Below are 15,985 nucleotides of genomic sequence, written 5' to 3'. Positions count from 1 at the left end.
TGCCGGAGTGGTCGATGGACACTGGGGAGGACCGGTATGAACGAGCGAAGTGGACAGTCCCGGCGCGAGTGGTCCGCCGCCTCCTCCCACCCGGTCAGGGCATGCCTGTCCGGTGAGGATCTGGACTGGCTAGGCGGCAAGTCGGTCTGCGTCGCGCTGGACCTGCACACCACGGTGCGGGCCGATGATCCCGGTGCGGGCGAACCCGAGGGCGATGGGATTCCCGTGGAGCCCTGGGCGACCCAGGTGTGGACGTACCTCCGAGAGCGCGTACCCGGGATGGCCGCCGAGCCGCCCGGAGTCGTGGCGAGCACGCGGGCTCCCTCCGCCAGCGGGTTGTCATCGTCCACCGCGCTCATTCTGGGGTTGTTCGAAATCTTCGCGGGATCTTCGCCGGCCTGCGCGGGGATTCCGCTGAGCATCCTCGTGCAGTGGGCCTACGAGTTCGAGTTCACCATCTTCAACGGCGGCGGAATGGACCACGTGTCCATCACACGAGGCGGTGCGACCCTGTTCCAGGGGCGTAGCCGGGGGCTGCCCGTGCTGGCCGAGCAGATGGCTTTCCCGGCCGAATGGGCCTTGCTGGTGGTGGATTCCGGGATGTCGAAGAATACCCAGGATCACGTCCGGTCCGTTCGCAGGCAGGAAGCGGCAGGTGATCCCGCGCTGGCCAGATACATGCGGGTGGCCAACGATGCCTCGGAGGCGGTGTGGTCGGCGATCCGTTCCCGTGAGCTGGTAGCGCTCGGGGAAGGCATGGAATTGGCGCATACCGCGATGCGCGACCATCAGGGTATGTCGACGCCCTTTCTGGAACAGTTGCGGGATATTGCTTGGGCTACCGCGTGGGTAAGGCTGAAGCTCAGCGGGGCAGGAGGCGGGGGAGCGCTGGTCGCGGTGTGCGCTCGGGCCGACGCCGCAAGCGTGTCGGACGCGCTCCGATCTCGGTATGGCGCGGTCTTTCCGGGAGTACGGGTACATCTGGTCGATGCGGTAGCGCCGCGAGACGAATGGTGATGCGGCGCAAGGCCTTCTTTCAAAAGAAGGGTGTTCAGCCCGTAATGACCGATCCACTGGCATCGTGCGATTCCAGGGGTAGCGGCCGGGTTTCGTAGGCCAGCCACTGGGCAAAGGTGTGCAGGCCGAATCCGAGCTCGACGAAATTTCCTTCGCCGATGCCCGAATGCGATTCCGCCGTCGGCCGGGCATTGGCTTGGCAGCCGAACTCGATCGGGACCGGTCTGACGGTGTTTCGGATGCACTCGGCGATTTCAGCGATCGTGTGCGCTGCCGGGTGCGGCAGCCGTACGTGCTCGCCGACCGGACGAGTGCGCAGGACTTCGTGCAGGGCTTTGACAAGATCCTCGACATGAATGGGACGCAGGCAGGTGTCGGGATGTTCGTCCACGTGGATCGCGCGACCAAGAACCGCGGCGAAGACCATGCGGCCGATGCGGGACCGCGGCGAGCATCCGGGGCCGTAAACCTCTCCGACGTGGAGCAGTTGGCTTCGCGAGCGGCGTTGGTCGCGAGGATTCCAGATCAACCTGATGGAACCTTGCGCTTGCGGCACCTCGCCGGGCGGCACGGACGCGACTGCGCCGACGTCCAGGATGACATCGCACTCGTGATCTTTTGTGTGGAACGGCGTGGCATTCCAACCGTGGTCTCGCAGTCCGCGGACAAGGAAGTCCACCAACGCAAGCTCATTGCCGGCAACACCGATCCGTAGCATAGGCCCGCCGGACAGAGTCGTCCTGGCCTGGATGTCGGCGGCATGGCCCGCGCCTGCGCGGATACCGCGTTCGGCCACCTCCGCGAGAATCTCGCTGACCTGGGCGAGCTTTCCGGCCGGGGTGTTATGGCACAAGCCGCCGGGACCTATCGTGCGGATCGCTTCGGCGACAACCTTCGGATCGGGACAAACCCCATGCGGGTTCACGAGAGAGACGCCGGGGTCGATATGGCGGACCACCCCCATCGCGAGGCCGGTCAGCCACACTTGCCATTCGATCGCGGCGTCGCACCTGCCGGAAGGAGTGAATTCGCGTTCTAGTCGGGTGCGTGGCAGGCCCACGCTCGCCAGATATCGCTCGGTGGGGATGTCGTGCCACCTGGGCGGCTGCGTATCCGACATGCGCACCGAGCACTGCGCCTTGCCGAGTTTGTAGAAGGGGATTACGGACATGCCCGTGAGCAAAGCATCTTCATCGGAGGTTGCGTCTTCGTCCGGCCAGCAAACGGATTTGCGAGGTCCGCGGAAGCGATTGCCCGAGATGCTGGGAAGGTCTGCGTGCTCGGCGGCGTTGGGGACGCTGACGTAGCTGGCGACTCCTGCCTCTCGCAGGTACTGGCGCATCAGGATGTCGTCGGGCCAAGTATCCGTGCGGCGCTCGGCGAACTCGACGAACCCAGCCGCCACGGATCGAGGAAGCAAAAGCACCGCGCTCGGGGTGTATTCGCTCGCGGCAGCGACCCACCGGGCGCCGGCGAGCGCACCGAGACGGACGGCACCGCCGTTGCGGGAGTCCCAAATCGAGAAGAAGGACAGCGCCGCGTCGGGCATCGCGGACGCGGCTCGCCGAGCGCGCTCGACAAGTCCGTCGGAGAGGATCATGTCGTCCTGAACGACGAGATGATGCGTCGCTTCGGGCTCGATGGAACGCCAAGCGGCCAGCGCGGTGCGCAACGCGGACGGCGGCCCATCCGGATCCGGGTCCATGACCAAGGACAGCGTGCCGTGCGGTTCGCGGTCGACCAGCCGTCGCGCGAGGTCGGCGCGGCTGGGATGGGCGAGCACCGAAGCGGTGAGCTTGATGTCGTGGCCGGGACGGCGCACGAGGCAGTCGCACCGGTCGGTCATACGAGCCCCGCCCATGTCGCCCACGAGGCGACCTGGCTCATGCCCGCTGGAAGGTCGGTGGTGGAGCCGAACCCGGCCTTGCTGAGCCGTTTCGTTCTGATGGTCGTTTGTCCGGCGTAGAACCGCCGGAGCCGATCGGGCCATTTCACGTGATCGGCGATGCCGTGGTTGCGGAGTCCCAGCATGGCGCGATAGTGGTCATAGAAGGTGCCCCAGCTCACCGGCTGCGGGCCGCTCAACAGGAAGCACTCGCCGTCGACCCCGTCGGCGGTGGCCAGAAACGCGACGGCCGCGGCGACGTCGAGCACATACACGGCGTTGCAGATCCCGCCGCCGGAGCCGCTGGGCAGGGATTCATTGTCGGCGCGAAGCGCGTTCAGTGCGTCGACAGTCCATTTTGGACCCCATGGTCCGTAGACGACGCCGGGTTGCAAGCAGCTCACTTCCAGCGATGCTCCTCCGTCGTCGAAAGCGATGCGTTCGGCGGCGAGCTTCTGCTGCGCGTACGAGCGGTCGTCTGGGCGGTATGCAAGTCTGGGAGAATCTTCGTCAATCTCGGCTGTCTCGCCGGTGTCGTAGACGGCCATGCTGCTGATGTGGATCAGCCGCCGCACTCCCGCCGCCTTCGCCGCTTCGACGACAGCTGCCATGCCGTCCACCGTGGTCGACCACCGCTCGTCCTCGTTTCCGGACTTGCCATACGCGGCGTGGACGACGACTTCACTGCCGTCGAACGCTGCGCGCAGTGCGGCGGTGTCACGAATGTCGAGGGGCCGATGGCCAACCCTGGAAGGGTCGAGGTGCGCGAGCCGGGCGAACGACGGTCGGCTATGGCCGATGGCGGTCACGGCGGTTTCGGCGTCCTGATCGAGAAGTTCTTCCACCACGTTCGAACCGATGAATCCGGTCGCACCGGTGACCGCCACGCGAGCCGGTCGCGGAATCCGGTTGACGGTGCGCCCGGAGCGCCACGGCCGAGGTAGCGGATCCGCCGCCAAGGAATGACATTCCTCGATCAACCGAATCGTCGATCCGATATCGGCCAGCTGCGGCAGGCGCGAGGGTGCACCCGTAATGGCTCGCCGGAATTCAAGCAGCTGCTCGTGGAAAAGCCCGGCCCGGTCGCGCAGCGACGGCGGATCAGCCGGAACGTCACCCTCGTCCAGCACGCTGCCGTCGGGTTCGTACTCCACGTATCGGGCGGCCCGGTTGGTATCGACCCGCAGTGTTCGTCGCTCGCCTTCGATCACCACGGTATTGGAAAGTTCGCGCAGTCGGCTCAGGTTGATCAGCGCGTCCACCCCGGCGTATGAAGTGCGCAGCTCAAGCTCGGTGCCGGTGCTTCCAATCCCGTTGTGGGCGGTGGAAATGACCTCGGCGGGGCCGCCCAGCCAGTATCCCAGCAAATCCAGAATGTGCGGGCCCAGGTCGTTGAGCAGTCCGCCGCCCGCGGATACCGGACCAAAGGTGAACGTGCTGCTCAGTGGCCACGAAAACGGGGACCCCTCGTCCCAGCGGACGTTGCGGACCGGGCCCAGCCGCCCGCTGGCAAGCACGTCCGCGACCCAGCTCGACGCCGGGTACAAGCGGCGCACGTGAGCGGGAACCGCGATGGCGGAGCTGTTGTCCATCGCGACGTGCAGCCGCGCAAGTTCGGCGGAGGAGCAGGCGACGGGCTTTTCCACGAGAACGTGCTTTCCCGCTCGGACCAGCGCCGCGGCGATGTCAACGTGACTGTCTGGCGGGGTCGCCACGATTGCGGCGTCGAATTCGTCGAGGACGTCCTGGACGTCGCTCGCGGTACGGACGGCGGGTCGGTCCTGGACGCCGTGGGTGGCGAGCAGTTGCGAATACAGGTCCGCGGTCGTGCGCGCGTGTTCGGCGGCCCGGTCTACGAGCGTGGTGAGCCGGAACGGCCCGGGCGTGACCAAAGCCAGAAGGTGACACAGCCTGGTAACGGCTCCGCATCCGATGATGGCCAGACGATCCCCGGTCACGGTTCAGTCTCCTTCGGGTTCGGCCGTGATGTCCGTCGGGTGCACGATCCACACGTTGGGTTCCCAGTAGGATCCCAGGTCACGGCCTCGGTCGATGTGCAGCGGCGCGAGGCCACCCGGGAAGATGTAATCCCCGTCGCCGGGAAACGCCATACCGGTCCACGACTCCCACTCCGCCACGGATCCGGTGATCCGAGAAGACAGCGGAATCGCTTTCGCGATCACGCCGCCATGTCGCACGTGCAGACGGACCCAGGGGTCGAAGGGCGTTCCGTCCTCCCGCGTCCACCGGGCGTACTGCTCGATGGGGGTGAGCGGATACCGGTCTTTGCGGGTGGGGCGCACCGGAACGATCACACTGGACAACCCGCATGATCGCGCGCCGCGACACACCTCATCGAGCATGCGTCCGGCGTATCCGGAACCCTGGTGCCGGGGCGGCACCTCGATGCCGATCGCGCAGAGCACGTTGGGCTGGACGCCCCTGTCGTAAGTGTCAAAGCTTCCGGTGATCGCCTCGTCCAGGCCGGACCCGAGGTCGGCGGCATTCCCGTTCCACGTAACCGGAATCGAGCGAGCCGCTGCCACCACGTCGTCGGCTTCCTCGTCGTAGAGCACGAACTGGTACCGGTCGAAGTCGCGGTGCAGACGTTCCCAGCGCCCGCCGGCCATGACGTCGCCGTGCAGGTTGTACTCCGGCCAGACGCCGGCGAACAGTTCCGGCAACCTCGACCACAGGTCTGGTCGGTCGCGGTATCGTAAGGCGACCAATGACATCGTCGATCACTCCGCGGATTCAGTCAGTCCACCGTGAACACTTCGCCATCGGCTCCGTGCACGGTAACGGGTCTAGGAATGGGGTAGTGGTCGAGTGCCTGCCGGATCTCATCCGCGCGGGCCCGGATCTGGCTGCTCGGCAGGCTGTGCTCGGTCATGCGCAGGTGGTGTTCGCGGGAGAACGTGTTGCCGCCGTGGTAGGTGTAGAGGTAGAGCAGCCCCATGTCGTCCGGGGTGACGACCTCGGCGTCCCGGTGCAGGTCCAGCATCAACTGCCAGTCCTCGCCGAAGTGGGCGTAGCGGCCCGACTCGGGATAGCGGAAGCGCGGGTCGCGCCGCATGATCATGGTGGTGGGCAGCAGCGGATACCGAGGTTTGTTCCTGCTGTTGCGCCAATCGATCCAGTGCAGCGACCCTTCCGGTTCGAAAAACTGAAGGTGCGCGGACAGGAACGAGGCTTGCGCGCCGGCTCGCAGCAGATGCCGCACCTGCCGCAAGAGCCGATCGGGGTGGCTGCAATCGTCGTCGTCCCAGACACAGACGAGCTCTCCGCGCGCGGCGTCGAGCGAGACATTGCGCAGCGCCCCCAACCGTAACCGTGGGCTAGCCGCGATCACCCGAGCGTCCGGTACGGCCGACGCTTCGATGTGGCGGCGTAGTTCGTCGCGGTAGCCCTCGTTGCCTTGGCACACAATCACGAGTTCACGGTTCTGGTACCGCTGCTGCTGGTAGCACCGTATCGCGCGCTTGGCGAGACCGAGGCGGTCATTGGTGACCATCAGGCAGCTGACCAGCGGCGAATCTTGTCCGGGTAAGGCCGGAAAAGGTGCCTGGACCGGGATGTTCACGCTCGGACCCGAAGGTGCCATACCAGGACGGACGGGATGCCGGCCCAGGCGGCCTGCGCCGCTTCCGCGATCCGCTCCTCGTGTCCCTCGGGCGGCAGCAGACCGTTGAAAAGGGGTTCCGCGCACGATTCCACGACAAGCCCGGCCGCGGCGAAAGCATTGAGGTACTTGCTGACCGGATGGAAATGGTTCCGCACGAAGGCGAGCTCGCCGCCGTGTGCGAAAAGGGCTTGCCCGCCCTGCAGGATGACCAGGATGGGGTGCACGTCCGTGATGATCACGTGGCCGCCTTCCCGGGTGACGCGCGCGAATTCGCGGACCGCTGCGGAGACGTCGGCGAGGTGGGTCAACGCGAGCGAGCACACGGTCAGGTCCACCGAACGGTCGGGCAGCGGCAAAGCGGTCAGGTCCCCGGTGCGGAACTCGGCGTCCGGTGCCTTCGCGCTGGCCTGGGCGAGCATTTCGGCGGACTGGTCGACGCCCGTGGTGTCGTGGCCGCGCGCGACCAATGCTGCCGCGTGGCGCCCGGTACCGCAGGCGGCGTCCAGCGCCTTGCCCGCCGGGAGCCGGTCGATGATGCCATGGACAACCGGCTCTTCGGTCTGAATGACCGAACTGGGCAATGAGTCGTACGTCGTAGCCCACGAGGCGTAGCCCGGGGATACGCCCAACTCGGTCACCGCCTTCGAGGGGTCGTTCGGTTCACCGTCCAGGAGGCTCTGTATTTCCCGCAAGCGTGCGTCGACGAATTCCTGCGATCCGTCGATGGCGTTTCGCAGCAGCGCGACTCCTTGGATCCCAAGCATCATCTCGCGCACGCGCAGGTTTTGCATGGTGCTCCTCTCTCCCGGCAGGACCAACGCTAGGGATTCTCCTTGCCACCGGCAAGTATCCGGCGGCTTTTCCACCAATGGGCGCACCCGTCCTCACAGAGCGTGATCTTGATTTCCGGTGGATCGGGAATGCCGGTCCTTCGGATGGCGGATTACCGAATATAACCGCTCGGGTTAGGGTCGGTTTTCCCTGCGGACGGGCCGGCGTAGGAAAAGATTTGTTTGGGAGTAGCAGTTTGGGAGTAGCAGTTTGGGAGTGGCAGGTTAGGAGTGGCAGGTTAGGAGTGGCAGGTTAGGAGTGGCAGGTTAGGAGTGGCATTGTGATCGAAGGGTATCTGGGGCGGGAGAGCGTGTGTCTGGGAGACCGGCTCGCGATACACGTCGCTACCACGGCTGTCCGGTTCCGGGTGGATTTCTATCGCCTGGGCTCGGTGTTGGAATTCGTCGGCAGTTCCGACTGGTTCCCCGGCGTGGCTGCGGCACCGCCACCACACCCGGACGGCCTTGTCGAGCACGCTTCACCTGCGGTGGACTGGAACTGGCCCGGTTACGAGTGCGCGGTGCCCGCCGACTGGCGGCCCGGTCTTTACCTTGCTGTCTTCGTCGAAGAATCCGACGAGCGCGTTCCGTGCACGCTCCCGAACGAGCCCGGCACGCTGCGTGGATTCGGCCGGGAATTCTTCGTCGTCCGGCCCCGTCCAGGGGCGGAAACCGGGCCCATTCTCTACAAGAAGTCCACGCTGACCAGGCATGCCTACAACCATTCGGACAACGAATCCCAGATTCGCGGTAGCAGCCTTTACGACAACCCGGTCTACGTCCTGGACAAGCCGACGGAACCGCGCGGGCACAAGGTGAGCATGCATCGGCCCGGTGGTATCAACGATGTGGCTTACTGGGATGCTCCTTTCATCAAGTGGCTCGCGGACAACGGGTATTCGGTCGATTTCTGTACCGATCTCAATCTGCACGAAAACCCGGAAATGCTGTCGCGCTACCGGTTGTTACTGAGCGTCGGGCATGACGAATACTGGACCGAGGCGATGCGCGCACATGTCGAGCGCTTCATCGCCCAAGGCGGCAATGTCGCCTTCCTCAGCGGCAACACGTGCTGGTGGCGGGCGCACTTCGTGGACGACAACACGGCATTCGTCGTGGACACGGACCATCACGTCGGCACTACCTTTCCGAATCTACCGGCCACCGACCAGTGGTGGACGCCGCCGTCGGACGGGGTGGGCCGCCCCGAGAACTCCTTGACCGGGGTCAGTTTCCGCAACGGCGGCATGTGGCCCGGTGACTGGCCCGGCGACCGCCCGCGCACGGGTTTCGCCGTGCAGCACGCCGATCACTGGGTTTTCGCCGGGACGGGCCTACGGGACGGAACCGACGGGAGACCACAGGATTTCCTCGGAGCGGGTACACCGCTGATCGGCTATGAGTGCGACGGTGCCGCGTTCGAGTACGACGATGCGGGCATCGCCCATGCCACCGGCGTCGACGGCACCCCGGAATCGTTCCGCATCCTCGGCCTCGCCCTCCTCGAACCGGTCAACGACGACTACTACACCATGCACATGAGCCACTGGAACTGCCCGGCACGGGAACCCGAGATCACCAGCCCGCGCGCCGCCACGATGGGCATCTACACGGCCAATGGCACGGTATTCACCGCGGCCACGACCGACTGGCCGGTGATCGTCGGCAACCGGCTCGACGCGAACGTCGAACAGGTGACCCGTAACGTACTGAACAAACTGTCCGAATGACCGCGGCACCCGGCGGGGGTGAGGGGCGATTCCGCGCGAAATCGCCGCCGACACTAGGAAATCTGGCCGATGACTTCATACAACGATGACAGTCTCGGTACATCGGCTCGCCGCGGCGGGGCGGCTTCGGCCGCCCGCTCGGGACGCCACAGGTGGACGGCGCGAATTCCCGCCGCCAGCGGGCCGATCACGTCGGCCTGCCAGCTATCGCCGACGAAAAGCGCCTCCGCGGGTTGAAGCCCGCACAGCTGCAGCGTCCGGTGGAAGATCAGCGAATGTGGCTTGCGGGCCCCGGCTCTGGCCGAGGTGACGGCCACGTCGACCAGGTCGGTCAGCCCGACCTGGTCGATGACGGCATCGAGATCCCAGTACCAATTGGAACACACCGCAACCGCCACGTTCCGGCGACGCAGCTCGCTGAGCACCTCCACGACGTCGTCATAGAGCGACATGGTGAGGGTCTTGTTGGCGCGATCCAGCTCCCGCACCACACCGTCGATCCGGTCCGCGGGGACTCCGCAGCGGCGAGCGCGTGCCGCGAGGCGGGACAGCTCCCACCGGTGGTAGCCGTCCCGGTCCTGGGAATGCTCGCGGTGGTCTTCGCCATCGACCGGACCGACGAGCCAGCCATCACCCCACCGCTTGCCGGCCGCGGTCAGCCCCCACCGGTCGAACACGTCCTGGTGGCTCTCCCCCCAGCTTTCCAGCCGGGCGAGGGTGCCGTTGAAGTCGAACAGCACCCCCTGCACGTCGGGCACGATCAGAATCTCCCGTAGCGCACCGGGAAGTAGTCCTCCAGCACGCCCTCGCGCTCGATGTCCACAGTGGCGCAGTGCAGGCCGCCACCGAAAGGTGCGACGGTGCGGAATGGCACCGGGACCACCTCGAATCCGTACTGGGTGAGCTGGTCGGCGAGCCGGGCTTCCTTCTCCTCGATGCAGAGGGTCTTGGGGTCGAGGCTGAGCATGTTGACCGCCAGCCACGGACTGCAGAACGACAGCCGCTGCTTGTGTTCCCAGCTCTCCGGCTGCACGGCTTCCACGATTTCCCAGTCGTTGGCCCGAAAGTAGCCCATGAGTTCGGGTTCGGCGGGCCGCTCCCCGCAGTGCAGCACGAGCCCGGGACGCAGCGGCACCCAGGTGGAGTCGATGTGCAGCGGGTGGGTATTGGTGAACGTGATCGGGTGCACGCGGTGATCGGGGAAGTGCCGCTTGAGCCATTCATAGCCGCTGCGGTTGGTCACCAGTGACAGCTGGACGAACAAGTCCTTGCCGCAGCGCGCGATGTCGGCGGCATCGAAAAGCGGCTCCTCCTCGGTGAGCACCAGGTCGTGGTTGCGGACCCGTTCCAGTTGCTCACCCAGGGGGAGTTCGTTGTAGGTGTCCCAGAAACCGTGCCGATAGGAGGCATCGGTCAGCCGGGGTTTCGGGGCGGCTTCCCATCTCATGTTCGGGTCGGCGTTGAACAGCGATTGCAGGATCGGGCGGTAGCACAGGTACTCGAACCACCGGCTCCGATAGCACATGGTGGCTTCCAGGATCTCGTTGCCCACCGTGAGGAGCACGTCACGCGGTGGCATGCAGCCGAACATGGACTCTTGCTCCCAGTCCGGCGTGCTGACCTGCCGGCCGAAATCCAGTGGAGCCGGCCGCTCTACCCGGATGCCCCGGCGCTCCAGCAGGCCGCGAAGTTGTCGAGTTGCTCGTTGGCCGCCGCCGTCATCTCCTCGGGGATGCGTCCGTAGGTGCCCAACGGGAACCCGTCCTCCGGAAAGTCACGCTGTACCGCGGGTTCCGGGGCCTGCACCATGGTCCCATCCGCCCTGCCGACGATGACCTGCTTGAGTGGATCCCAGCCGTTCCACGAATTCACTTTGATGGGGCTTGAGTTCACAGCCGTCCTTTCCGCAACGGATCAGTTCGCCGTTTGCTCAGATGAAGGGGTCTTCGTCGGTGTCGAGCGCCGGACGGCCGCGGCCGACCTTGATCGCTTCGAGTTCCAGGTTGGAATCGTGCCTGGCACAGTGGAACCTGCAGTCCACGCTGGGGTCGATCAGGCCACGGTCGGCGTTCTGCCATATTTCCGGCAGGCTCTCGGTCACTGCGTCGCCGAGCTGTGCTTTGGGATTTCCTCGGTGGTATGGGCAGATGTAGACGCCGGAGGGCGTGACCAGAGTTCTCAGTTCGGCGATGCGGCAGCGGTCGTAATCCTTGGGCTGCACGGGGCCGCTGCGCGTTCGAAGCGAGAGCATGGTGGAGGAGTCGATGATCGAGAATCCGTCGTCCTCCAGCTTGCGGGCCTGCGCGATCTGGCTCTCGACCGACTCCAGGACTTCGTCGGGGACGCCGACGATGTGGTGGTCATCGTCGAACATCGCCTTGACCTCGAAGTAGTCGCAGCCGATTTCCTTTGCCAGCTCGGCTGCTTGCAGCACCTCGTGGTGATTACTGACGGCGCTCGGTGATTCGTCCTCGCGAACCATGACCAGGAATGAATATCCCAGCGCGCCCCGCTTCGACTCGGCCAGCGCACGCATGTTTTCGATTACCTTGTCGAAGACGCTGCCGCCCTTGCGATCGGGGCGGAAGATCCCGAAGGTCTCGCGAGTGGCCGCATCCACCGAGACCCGCACCCAGGATGCATAGGTGCTCAGCTCGTCGAGGTTCTGCTTGATCAGAGTGCCGTTGGTCACCACACCAACGGCGATTCCAGCCTCCCCGAGTGTCTTGAGGACACTGCGCGTGCCTCGGTGAGCGAGCGGTTCACCACCTCCGATGAGGATCACCGCCTGCACACCCATTGCGATGATCTCGTCGGCCAGCGAACCCAGCCGCTCCGGGGTGAACCGGCCTTGATTCAACAGTTTTCCGCTAATGCACTCAGGACAGGCCAGATCGCAGAAGGTCGTTGGATCCAGGTCGACGACCACCGGGCCGGTCGACGTCGAGCCGTGGGCGACGTCGGTCACCTTCTGCAGCATGGCGGGCTGGTACAGCTTGCTCACGAGATCGAGTCGGTTGAGTGTCAAGATGTATCCCAACTGCGGACAGGGAACCCGGGCGGATTTGTCCGCGGAGATCGACGCCACAGTGCGAGTCGAGAAAGGCAGCTCCGAAAGAAGCCCGGCGGGCCGTCTTGTGCGGTGGTGCCGAGGAATTCCTCGGAAGACGTTACGTCGCGGTCGCTGTGCCGGATAGGGCCGATCGCGTGAACGGAATTCGGCGGATTTTGTCCGCCAATCGGAGCTACGCACTGCTCGTCTCTTGGCAACCGAGTAAGCCCCGTCCACTCGTACGGACGATTCGCTGCGGCATCCGCTGTGCTTTGGTGGAATTGCGAATTGTCGCCAATGTGGAGGCGCTTCCGTCGTCCGGTATGGGAAGAATCCGCCACGCCCTAGGGGTTCGCCCGGGGCGAGTGCCGGCGCGCGTGTCGCGCTTCACAGTGGAAAGGGGAACTGTTGGTCGAGCCTCGGTTTCTGCGCGTGGCCTATCCGAGCAACGAGTCCACGGCCCACGGCTACCTGGCACTGCCGGAGCGCGGTTGCGGACCCGGGGTGGTCGTGATTCAGGAGTGGTGGGGCCTGACCACGCACATCGTGGCAATGACCGATCGGCTTGCTGCCGAGGGTTTCGTCGCGTTGGCGCCGGATCTCTTCGGCGGGTCCACGACCCACGACGTCGCGGAGGCGGACCGGTTGATGCGCGAGTTGCCGGTTGGCAGGGCGGCCCGCGATCTCGCCGGAGCGGTGGATTTCCTGTTGGGGCACGAAGCTGTGACGAGCGGATCGGTCGGAGCAATCGGGTTCTGTATGGGAGGCGGGTTCGTTCTCGTGCTCGCGGCGCAGCAAGGTGACCGGGTCGGCGCGGCAGTTCCGTTCTACGGCGTTCTTGGCGAGGAATATCCCGGTTTTGGCGATCTTTCCGCCCCGGTGCTGGGTCATTTCGGGCTGCAGGACACGACGCCGTCCCCGGCGGAGGTGCTGGCGCTTGCCGAGCGGATCGAAACCGAATCGGGTCGTCGCCCGGAGTTCCGTTTCTATCCAGCGGGGCACGCCTTCCTCAACGACGAGAACGTCCTGGGAACATACGACTCGGTCCAGGCCGCGGAGGCCTGGACCGCCACTCTCGACTTTCTCCGAGCGAACCTGTCCTGACGCGAACCTGTCATGATCCCGGGATCTGGCCCCCCGGTGTCGTGTGGGCAGCGCGGTCGGCCTCGATCATCGCCTCCGCACCTGCCATGAGTCGTTCGACGTAGCGGGAATCGTTGGCCCTTTCCGCCGCGGAGCCGGCATACGGGAGGGAATGCTCGAAATGCAGGCAGCAGAGCGACGGTTCGGCCCGCCAGCCGCACACGACCCGACTGCGCGCGGTGACCTTCGTCAGGAGATCGTCGTCTTCGCGGCCCCACCCCGAATACTGCTCGCAGTATCCCGCCACGGCCCAGAAGGTCCGCGTTTCGACCAGCAGGCCGCCCCAGTGATACGGGGCTCGCCACTGATGTCGCTCCAGATTGCCGGGATCGAGCGTGGTGTTCGGCGCGAGAACCATCGGTCTCTTGACGGGGTCTTCGTCGCGGCCAGGGTCTCGCCAAACGAACCGTTCCCCCTTGATCGGCCGGAGTCGTCCGTCCGGCCTCATGGCAACGAAACAGAACGAACCGGTGCCTTGCAGCCGGGCGTCTACCGCCGCGTGCGAGGCCAGCGCCTGCACTCCTCCCGGCAGGCGGTACATCCAGGGCTGGGCGAGCGCTCCACTGCCGGCCAGCCGGAGGGCCCGGTCGAGATAGTCCCGCCCGAGAGGGGCGATGTCCGCATCGGACAGATAGAGCCAGGGCGAATGTGCCTGGGATGCTGCGATGTTGCGCAGCAAGCCCGGCGCCGTCGCTCCCGGGGCGGCTCGGACCACCCGAACCCTCCGGTCGCTATCGATGTCATCGGCCACAGACACCGGGATCTCCCCGGCCGTTGCCACCACGACTTCGCACGGCACTTCTTGTGCCAGCCAGGCCGACGTGACCGCGGCGAGGCTGTGGCGGCTATCGTGCTCTCCGTATGCGGGGATGATCACCGAGACGTCGGGCATCTGCGCCCCCATTGGACGAATCGCCGTACATGGCAATGTGGTGATGGGCCCGTTGTCCGCCCTGGCGTCAGGAGCGCTGCACGACATAGGGTGGCATCACGAGCATGTCGATGTCCTCGCAGCCCGTCATCAGCTCGATGGCCTGATCCGGGCGAAGGGCCATCGGTTCGCCCCTGGTGTTCAGCGACGTGTTGATGACGGCCGGAATCCCCGACTCCTCGCCGAACGCGGTCAGCAGCGCCCCGAAGCCTGCCGTGGAATCGGGAACATGCTGGGCCCTGGTCGTGCCATCCACATGCACGCCACCGACCACCCGGCGTGTGCCCGCCTCGCCGACCGCGTGAGTGCAGAGCATGTAATCGGACAGTCCCCGCACCGGAGGTTCCATTCCCAGTTCGGCAAAGCCCTGCGTGGTCAGCGAGAGCGCCGCCGGACGCCACGGTTGACGGCCTTTCACCCTGTTCAGCCGGTCCAGGGTGGCGCGGTTATGAGGTGCGGCGAGAAGACTGCGGGCGCCCAGCGCTCGGGGCCCGAATTCGTTGCGTCCGTCGAACCAAGCCACGATCGCATCCCGGTCAAGGGCCTGTGCGACCTGCTTGCGCAGTTGGTCGGGTTCGGCTACCGCGGCCTCGATGCGGTGCTTCTGCAGAGCCGTTTCGATGTCCTTAGTGGACATTCTGGGCCCAAAGAAGATCGGCGGGGCCGCATCGCTCGGCAGCGGCTGCGGCGTCTTTCCCAGCAGCGCCTCGGCCAGCATTGCCGCACCGAACACCGTGCCGCCATCATTGGGTGCGACCGTGCCGGAAACGACGCGATAGCCGCTTTCACGAGCTATCCGGCGATTCATGTGGGCGTTCAGTGCGACTCCGCCAGACAGCAGCAGGGCGTCCGCACCGGAGAGCTGACGCAACCGCGCGGCAAGCCCCAAGCCAAGTTCCTCAACGGTCAGCTGGACATCGGCGGCAAAGGTCGCGTAATCGAATGCGTTCGCCGAGGCGGAACTGAACGGGAAGCAGCGCTTTTCGAATGCCTCCAGCCATTGCTCGCCGAGCAGGTCCCAATCCCGCGCGTCCACCAACGATCCCCGCAACCGGGAGTCGAGGTGGAAGGAAGCGGTAGCCGAGTCGAAGGTCATGAACCGCATCCCCGTTGAGTGCCCGTAGGAACTCAGACCCATCAGCTTGCCCGCGCCCCACCAGCCGAGGTTGGCGTATGCTGAGGCGGCACCGTAGAACATCCCGAGCGACCAGCACTTGTCATACCGTTCCAGCAGGCGGAACCGGCCGCCCTCCGCATGGAACAGCGATGTGGACCCGTCTCCTCCCCAGCCGTCGGCTACCAGGATGTCCGCCGAGTGGTAGGGGTTGAGGAAGTAGGCCTGTGCCGCATGGCACAGGTGGTGGTCGAAGAAGATGATGTCCTTCGTGCCAAGTTCGTCGGCCAGCGTGGGTAAGAAGGTTTTCGTCAACTGATCGCTGATGTGTACCCCGCAGGGCAGCTCCGTTTCGACCCGCGGCGTGCCCTCCGGCGCATCGGCCCACGCATAACCGATCGCCTGCACCTCGGACGGGTGCACTCCGTGGTCGTCCAGCAAGGCCCGAACAGCGCCTTCCGCGCCTTCGCCATGCGCGTGGCGGAGTCTGCTGATCCTTTCCTGCTCCAACGCCCCGACCACCTCGCCGTCGATGACTAGACATGCCGCGGAGTCATGGCACGCCGGCACATCGGGGCGACCGACCAAACCGAGAACAATCACCTGCACCCTCCAGACGGGACAATGTTGGATGAGACAACACTGGCCAGATAGGGCA

Annotated in this window: 14 protein-coding genes; 3 read left to right on the top strand and 11 right to left on the bottom strand. The window is 65.5% G+C overall.

Annotated elements, in window-relative coordinates; translation table 11 throughout:
* Positions 1-36 precede the first annotated feature (36 nt).
* The gene (locus BJ970_RS34430; protein WP_184731974.1) at positions 37-1,017 is read left to right on the top strand and encodes a galactokinase; all 981 of its coding nucleotides are present in this window, start codon (positions 37-39) and stop codon (positions 1,015-1,017) included.
* A gap of 34 nt (positions 1,018-1,051) precedes the next feature.
* On the opposite strand, the gene BJ970_RS34425 is transcribed toward BJ970_RS34430, so the two are convergent.
* From BJ970_RS34425 to BJ970_RS34405, 5 genes are all read right to left on the bottom strand, one after another.
* The gene (locus BJ970_RS34425) at positions 1,052-2,689 is read right to left on the bottom strand and encodes an NAD-dependent epimerase/dehydratase family protein (protein WP_184731973.1); all 1,638 of its coding nucleotides are present in this window, start codon (positions 2,687-2,689) and stop codon (positions 1,052-1,054) included.
* 170 nt (positions 2,690-2,859) lie between these two features.
* Positions 2,860-4,860, bottom strand: coding sequence for an NAD-dependent epimerase/dehydratase family protein (locus tag BJ970_RS34420; RefSeq protein WP_184731972.1), 2,001 nt, complete (start codon positions 4,858-4,860; stop codon positions 2,860-2,862).
* A gap of 3 nt (positions 4,861-4,863) precedes the next feature.
* The gene (locus BJ970_RS34415) at positions 4,864-5,637 is read right to left on the bottom strand and encodes an N-acetyltransferase (RefSeq protein ID WP_184731971.1); all 774 of its coding nucleotides are present in this window, start codon (positions 5,635-5,637) and stop codon (positions 4,864-4,866) included.
* A 23-nt stretch (positions 5,638-5,660) separates the two neighbouring features.
* Positions 5,661-6,485: a glycosyltransferase family 2 protein gene (locus BJ970_RS34410; RefSeq protein WP_184731970.1), complete on the bottom strand. Its 825-nt coding sequence runs from the start codon at positions 6,483-6,485 to the stop codon at positions 5,661-5,663.
* Entirely contained in the window at positions 6,482-7,318 is an 837-nt protein-coding gene (locus BJ970_RS34405) for a class I SAM-dependent methyltransferase (RefSeq protein ID WP_184731969.1), read from the bottom strand. The genes BJ970_RS34410 and BJ970_RS34405 overlap by 4 nt, the downstream gene beginning before the upstream one ends.
* 320 nt (positions 7,319-7,638) lie before the next feature.
* Here BJ970_RS34405 and BJ970_RS34400 point away from each other — a divergent pair, with 320 nt between their 5' ends.
* The gene (locus BJ970_RS34400) at positions 7,639-9,087 is read left to right on the top strand and encodes a N,N-dimethylformamidase beta subunit family domain-containing protein (protein ID WP_221468389.1); all 1,449 of its coding nucleotides are present in this window, start codon (positions 7,639-7,641) and stop codon (positions 9,085-9,087) included.
* Positions 9,088-9,140: 53 nt separating this feature from the next.
* Here the strand turns inward: BJ970_RS34400 and BJ970_RS34395 are convergent, their stop codons facing one another.
* The 4 genes from BJ970_RS34395 to BJ970_RS34385 form a co-directional block, all read right to left on the bottom strand.
* On the bottom strand, positions 9,141-9,845 hold the full coding sequence (locus BJ970_RS34395) for an HAD family hydrolase (RefSeq protein ID WP_221468388.1): 705 nt from the start codon (positions 9,843-9,845) through the stop codon (positions 9,141-9,143).
* Between the two features lie 2 nt (positions 9,846-9,847).
* Positions 9,848-10,666 carry a serine/threonine protein kinase gene (locus BJ970_RS34390; RefSeq protein ID WP_246471949.1) on the bottom strand — a complete coding sequence of 273 codons (819 nt, stop codon included), beginning with the start codon at positions 10,664-10,666 and terminating at the stop codon, positions 9,848-9,850.
* 74 nt (positions 10,667-10,740) lie between these two features.
* On the bottom strand, positions 10,741-10,959 hold the full coding sequence (locus tag BJ970_RS38560; protein ID WP_246471948.1) for a hypothetical protein: 219 nt from the start codon (positions 10,957-10,959) through the stop codon (positions 10,741-10,743).
* 58 nt (positions 10,960-11,017) lie between these two features.
* Positions 11,018-12,115, bottom strand: coding sequence for a radical SAM protein (locus BJ970_RS34385; protein WP_184731968.1), 1,098 nt, complete (start codon positions 12,113-12,115; stop codon positions 11,018-11,020).
* Positions 12,116-12,547: 432 nt separating this feature from the next.
* Here BJ970_RS34385 and BJ970_RS34380 point away from each other — a divergent pair, with 432 nt between their 5' ends.
* Positions 12,548-13,243: a dienelactone hydrolase family protein gene (locus BJ970_RS34380; protein ID WP_246471947.1), complete on the top strand. Its 696-nt coding sequence runs from the start codon at positions 12,548-12,550 to the stop codon at positions 13,241-13,243.
* Positions 13,244-13,253: 10 nt separating this feature from the next.
* On the opposite strand, the gene BJ970_RS34375 is transcribed toward BJ970_RS34380, so the two are convergent.
* Positions 13,254-14,174 (bottom strand): glycosyltransferase family 2 protein, encoded by a 921-nt coding sequence (locus BJ970_RS34375; RefSeq protein ID WP_184731967.1) that lies wholly within the window; start codon positions 14,172-14,174, stop codon positions 13,254-13,256.
* Positions 14,175-14,241: 67 nt separating this feature from the next.
* Complete coding sequence (locus BJ970_RS34370; RefSeq protein WP_184731966.1) at positions 14,242-15,936, bottom strand: carbamoyltransferase C-terminal domain-containing protein; 1,695 nt, start codon at positions 15,934-15,936, stop codon at positions 14,242-14,244.
* Positions 15,937-15,985: the final 49 nt, after the last annotated feature.

This window comes from Saccharopolyspora phatthalungensis, assembly GCF_014203395.1.
GTDB classification, from domain to species: Bacteria; Actinomycetota; Actinomycetes; order Mycobacteriales; family Pseudonocardiaceae; genus Saccharopolyspora; species Saccharopolyspora phatthalungensis.
The sequence above is the reverse complement of the archived record's forward strand: the minus strand, read 5'-3'. Positions and strand labels throughout refer to the sequence as shown.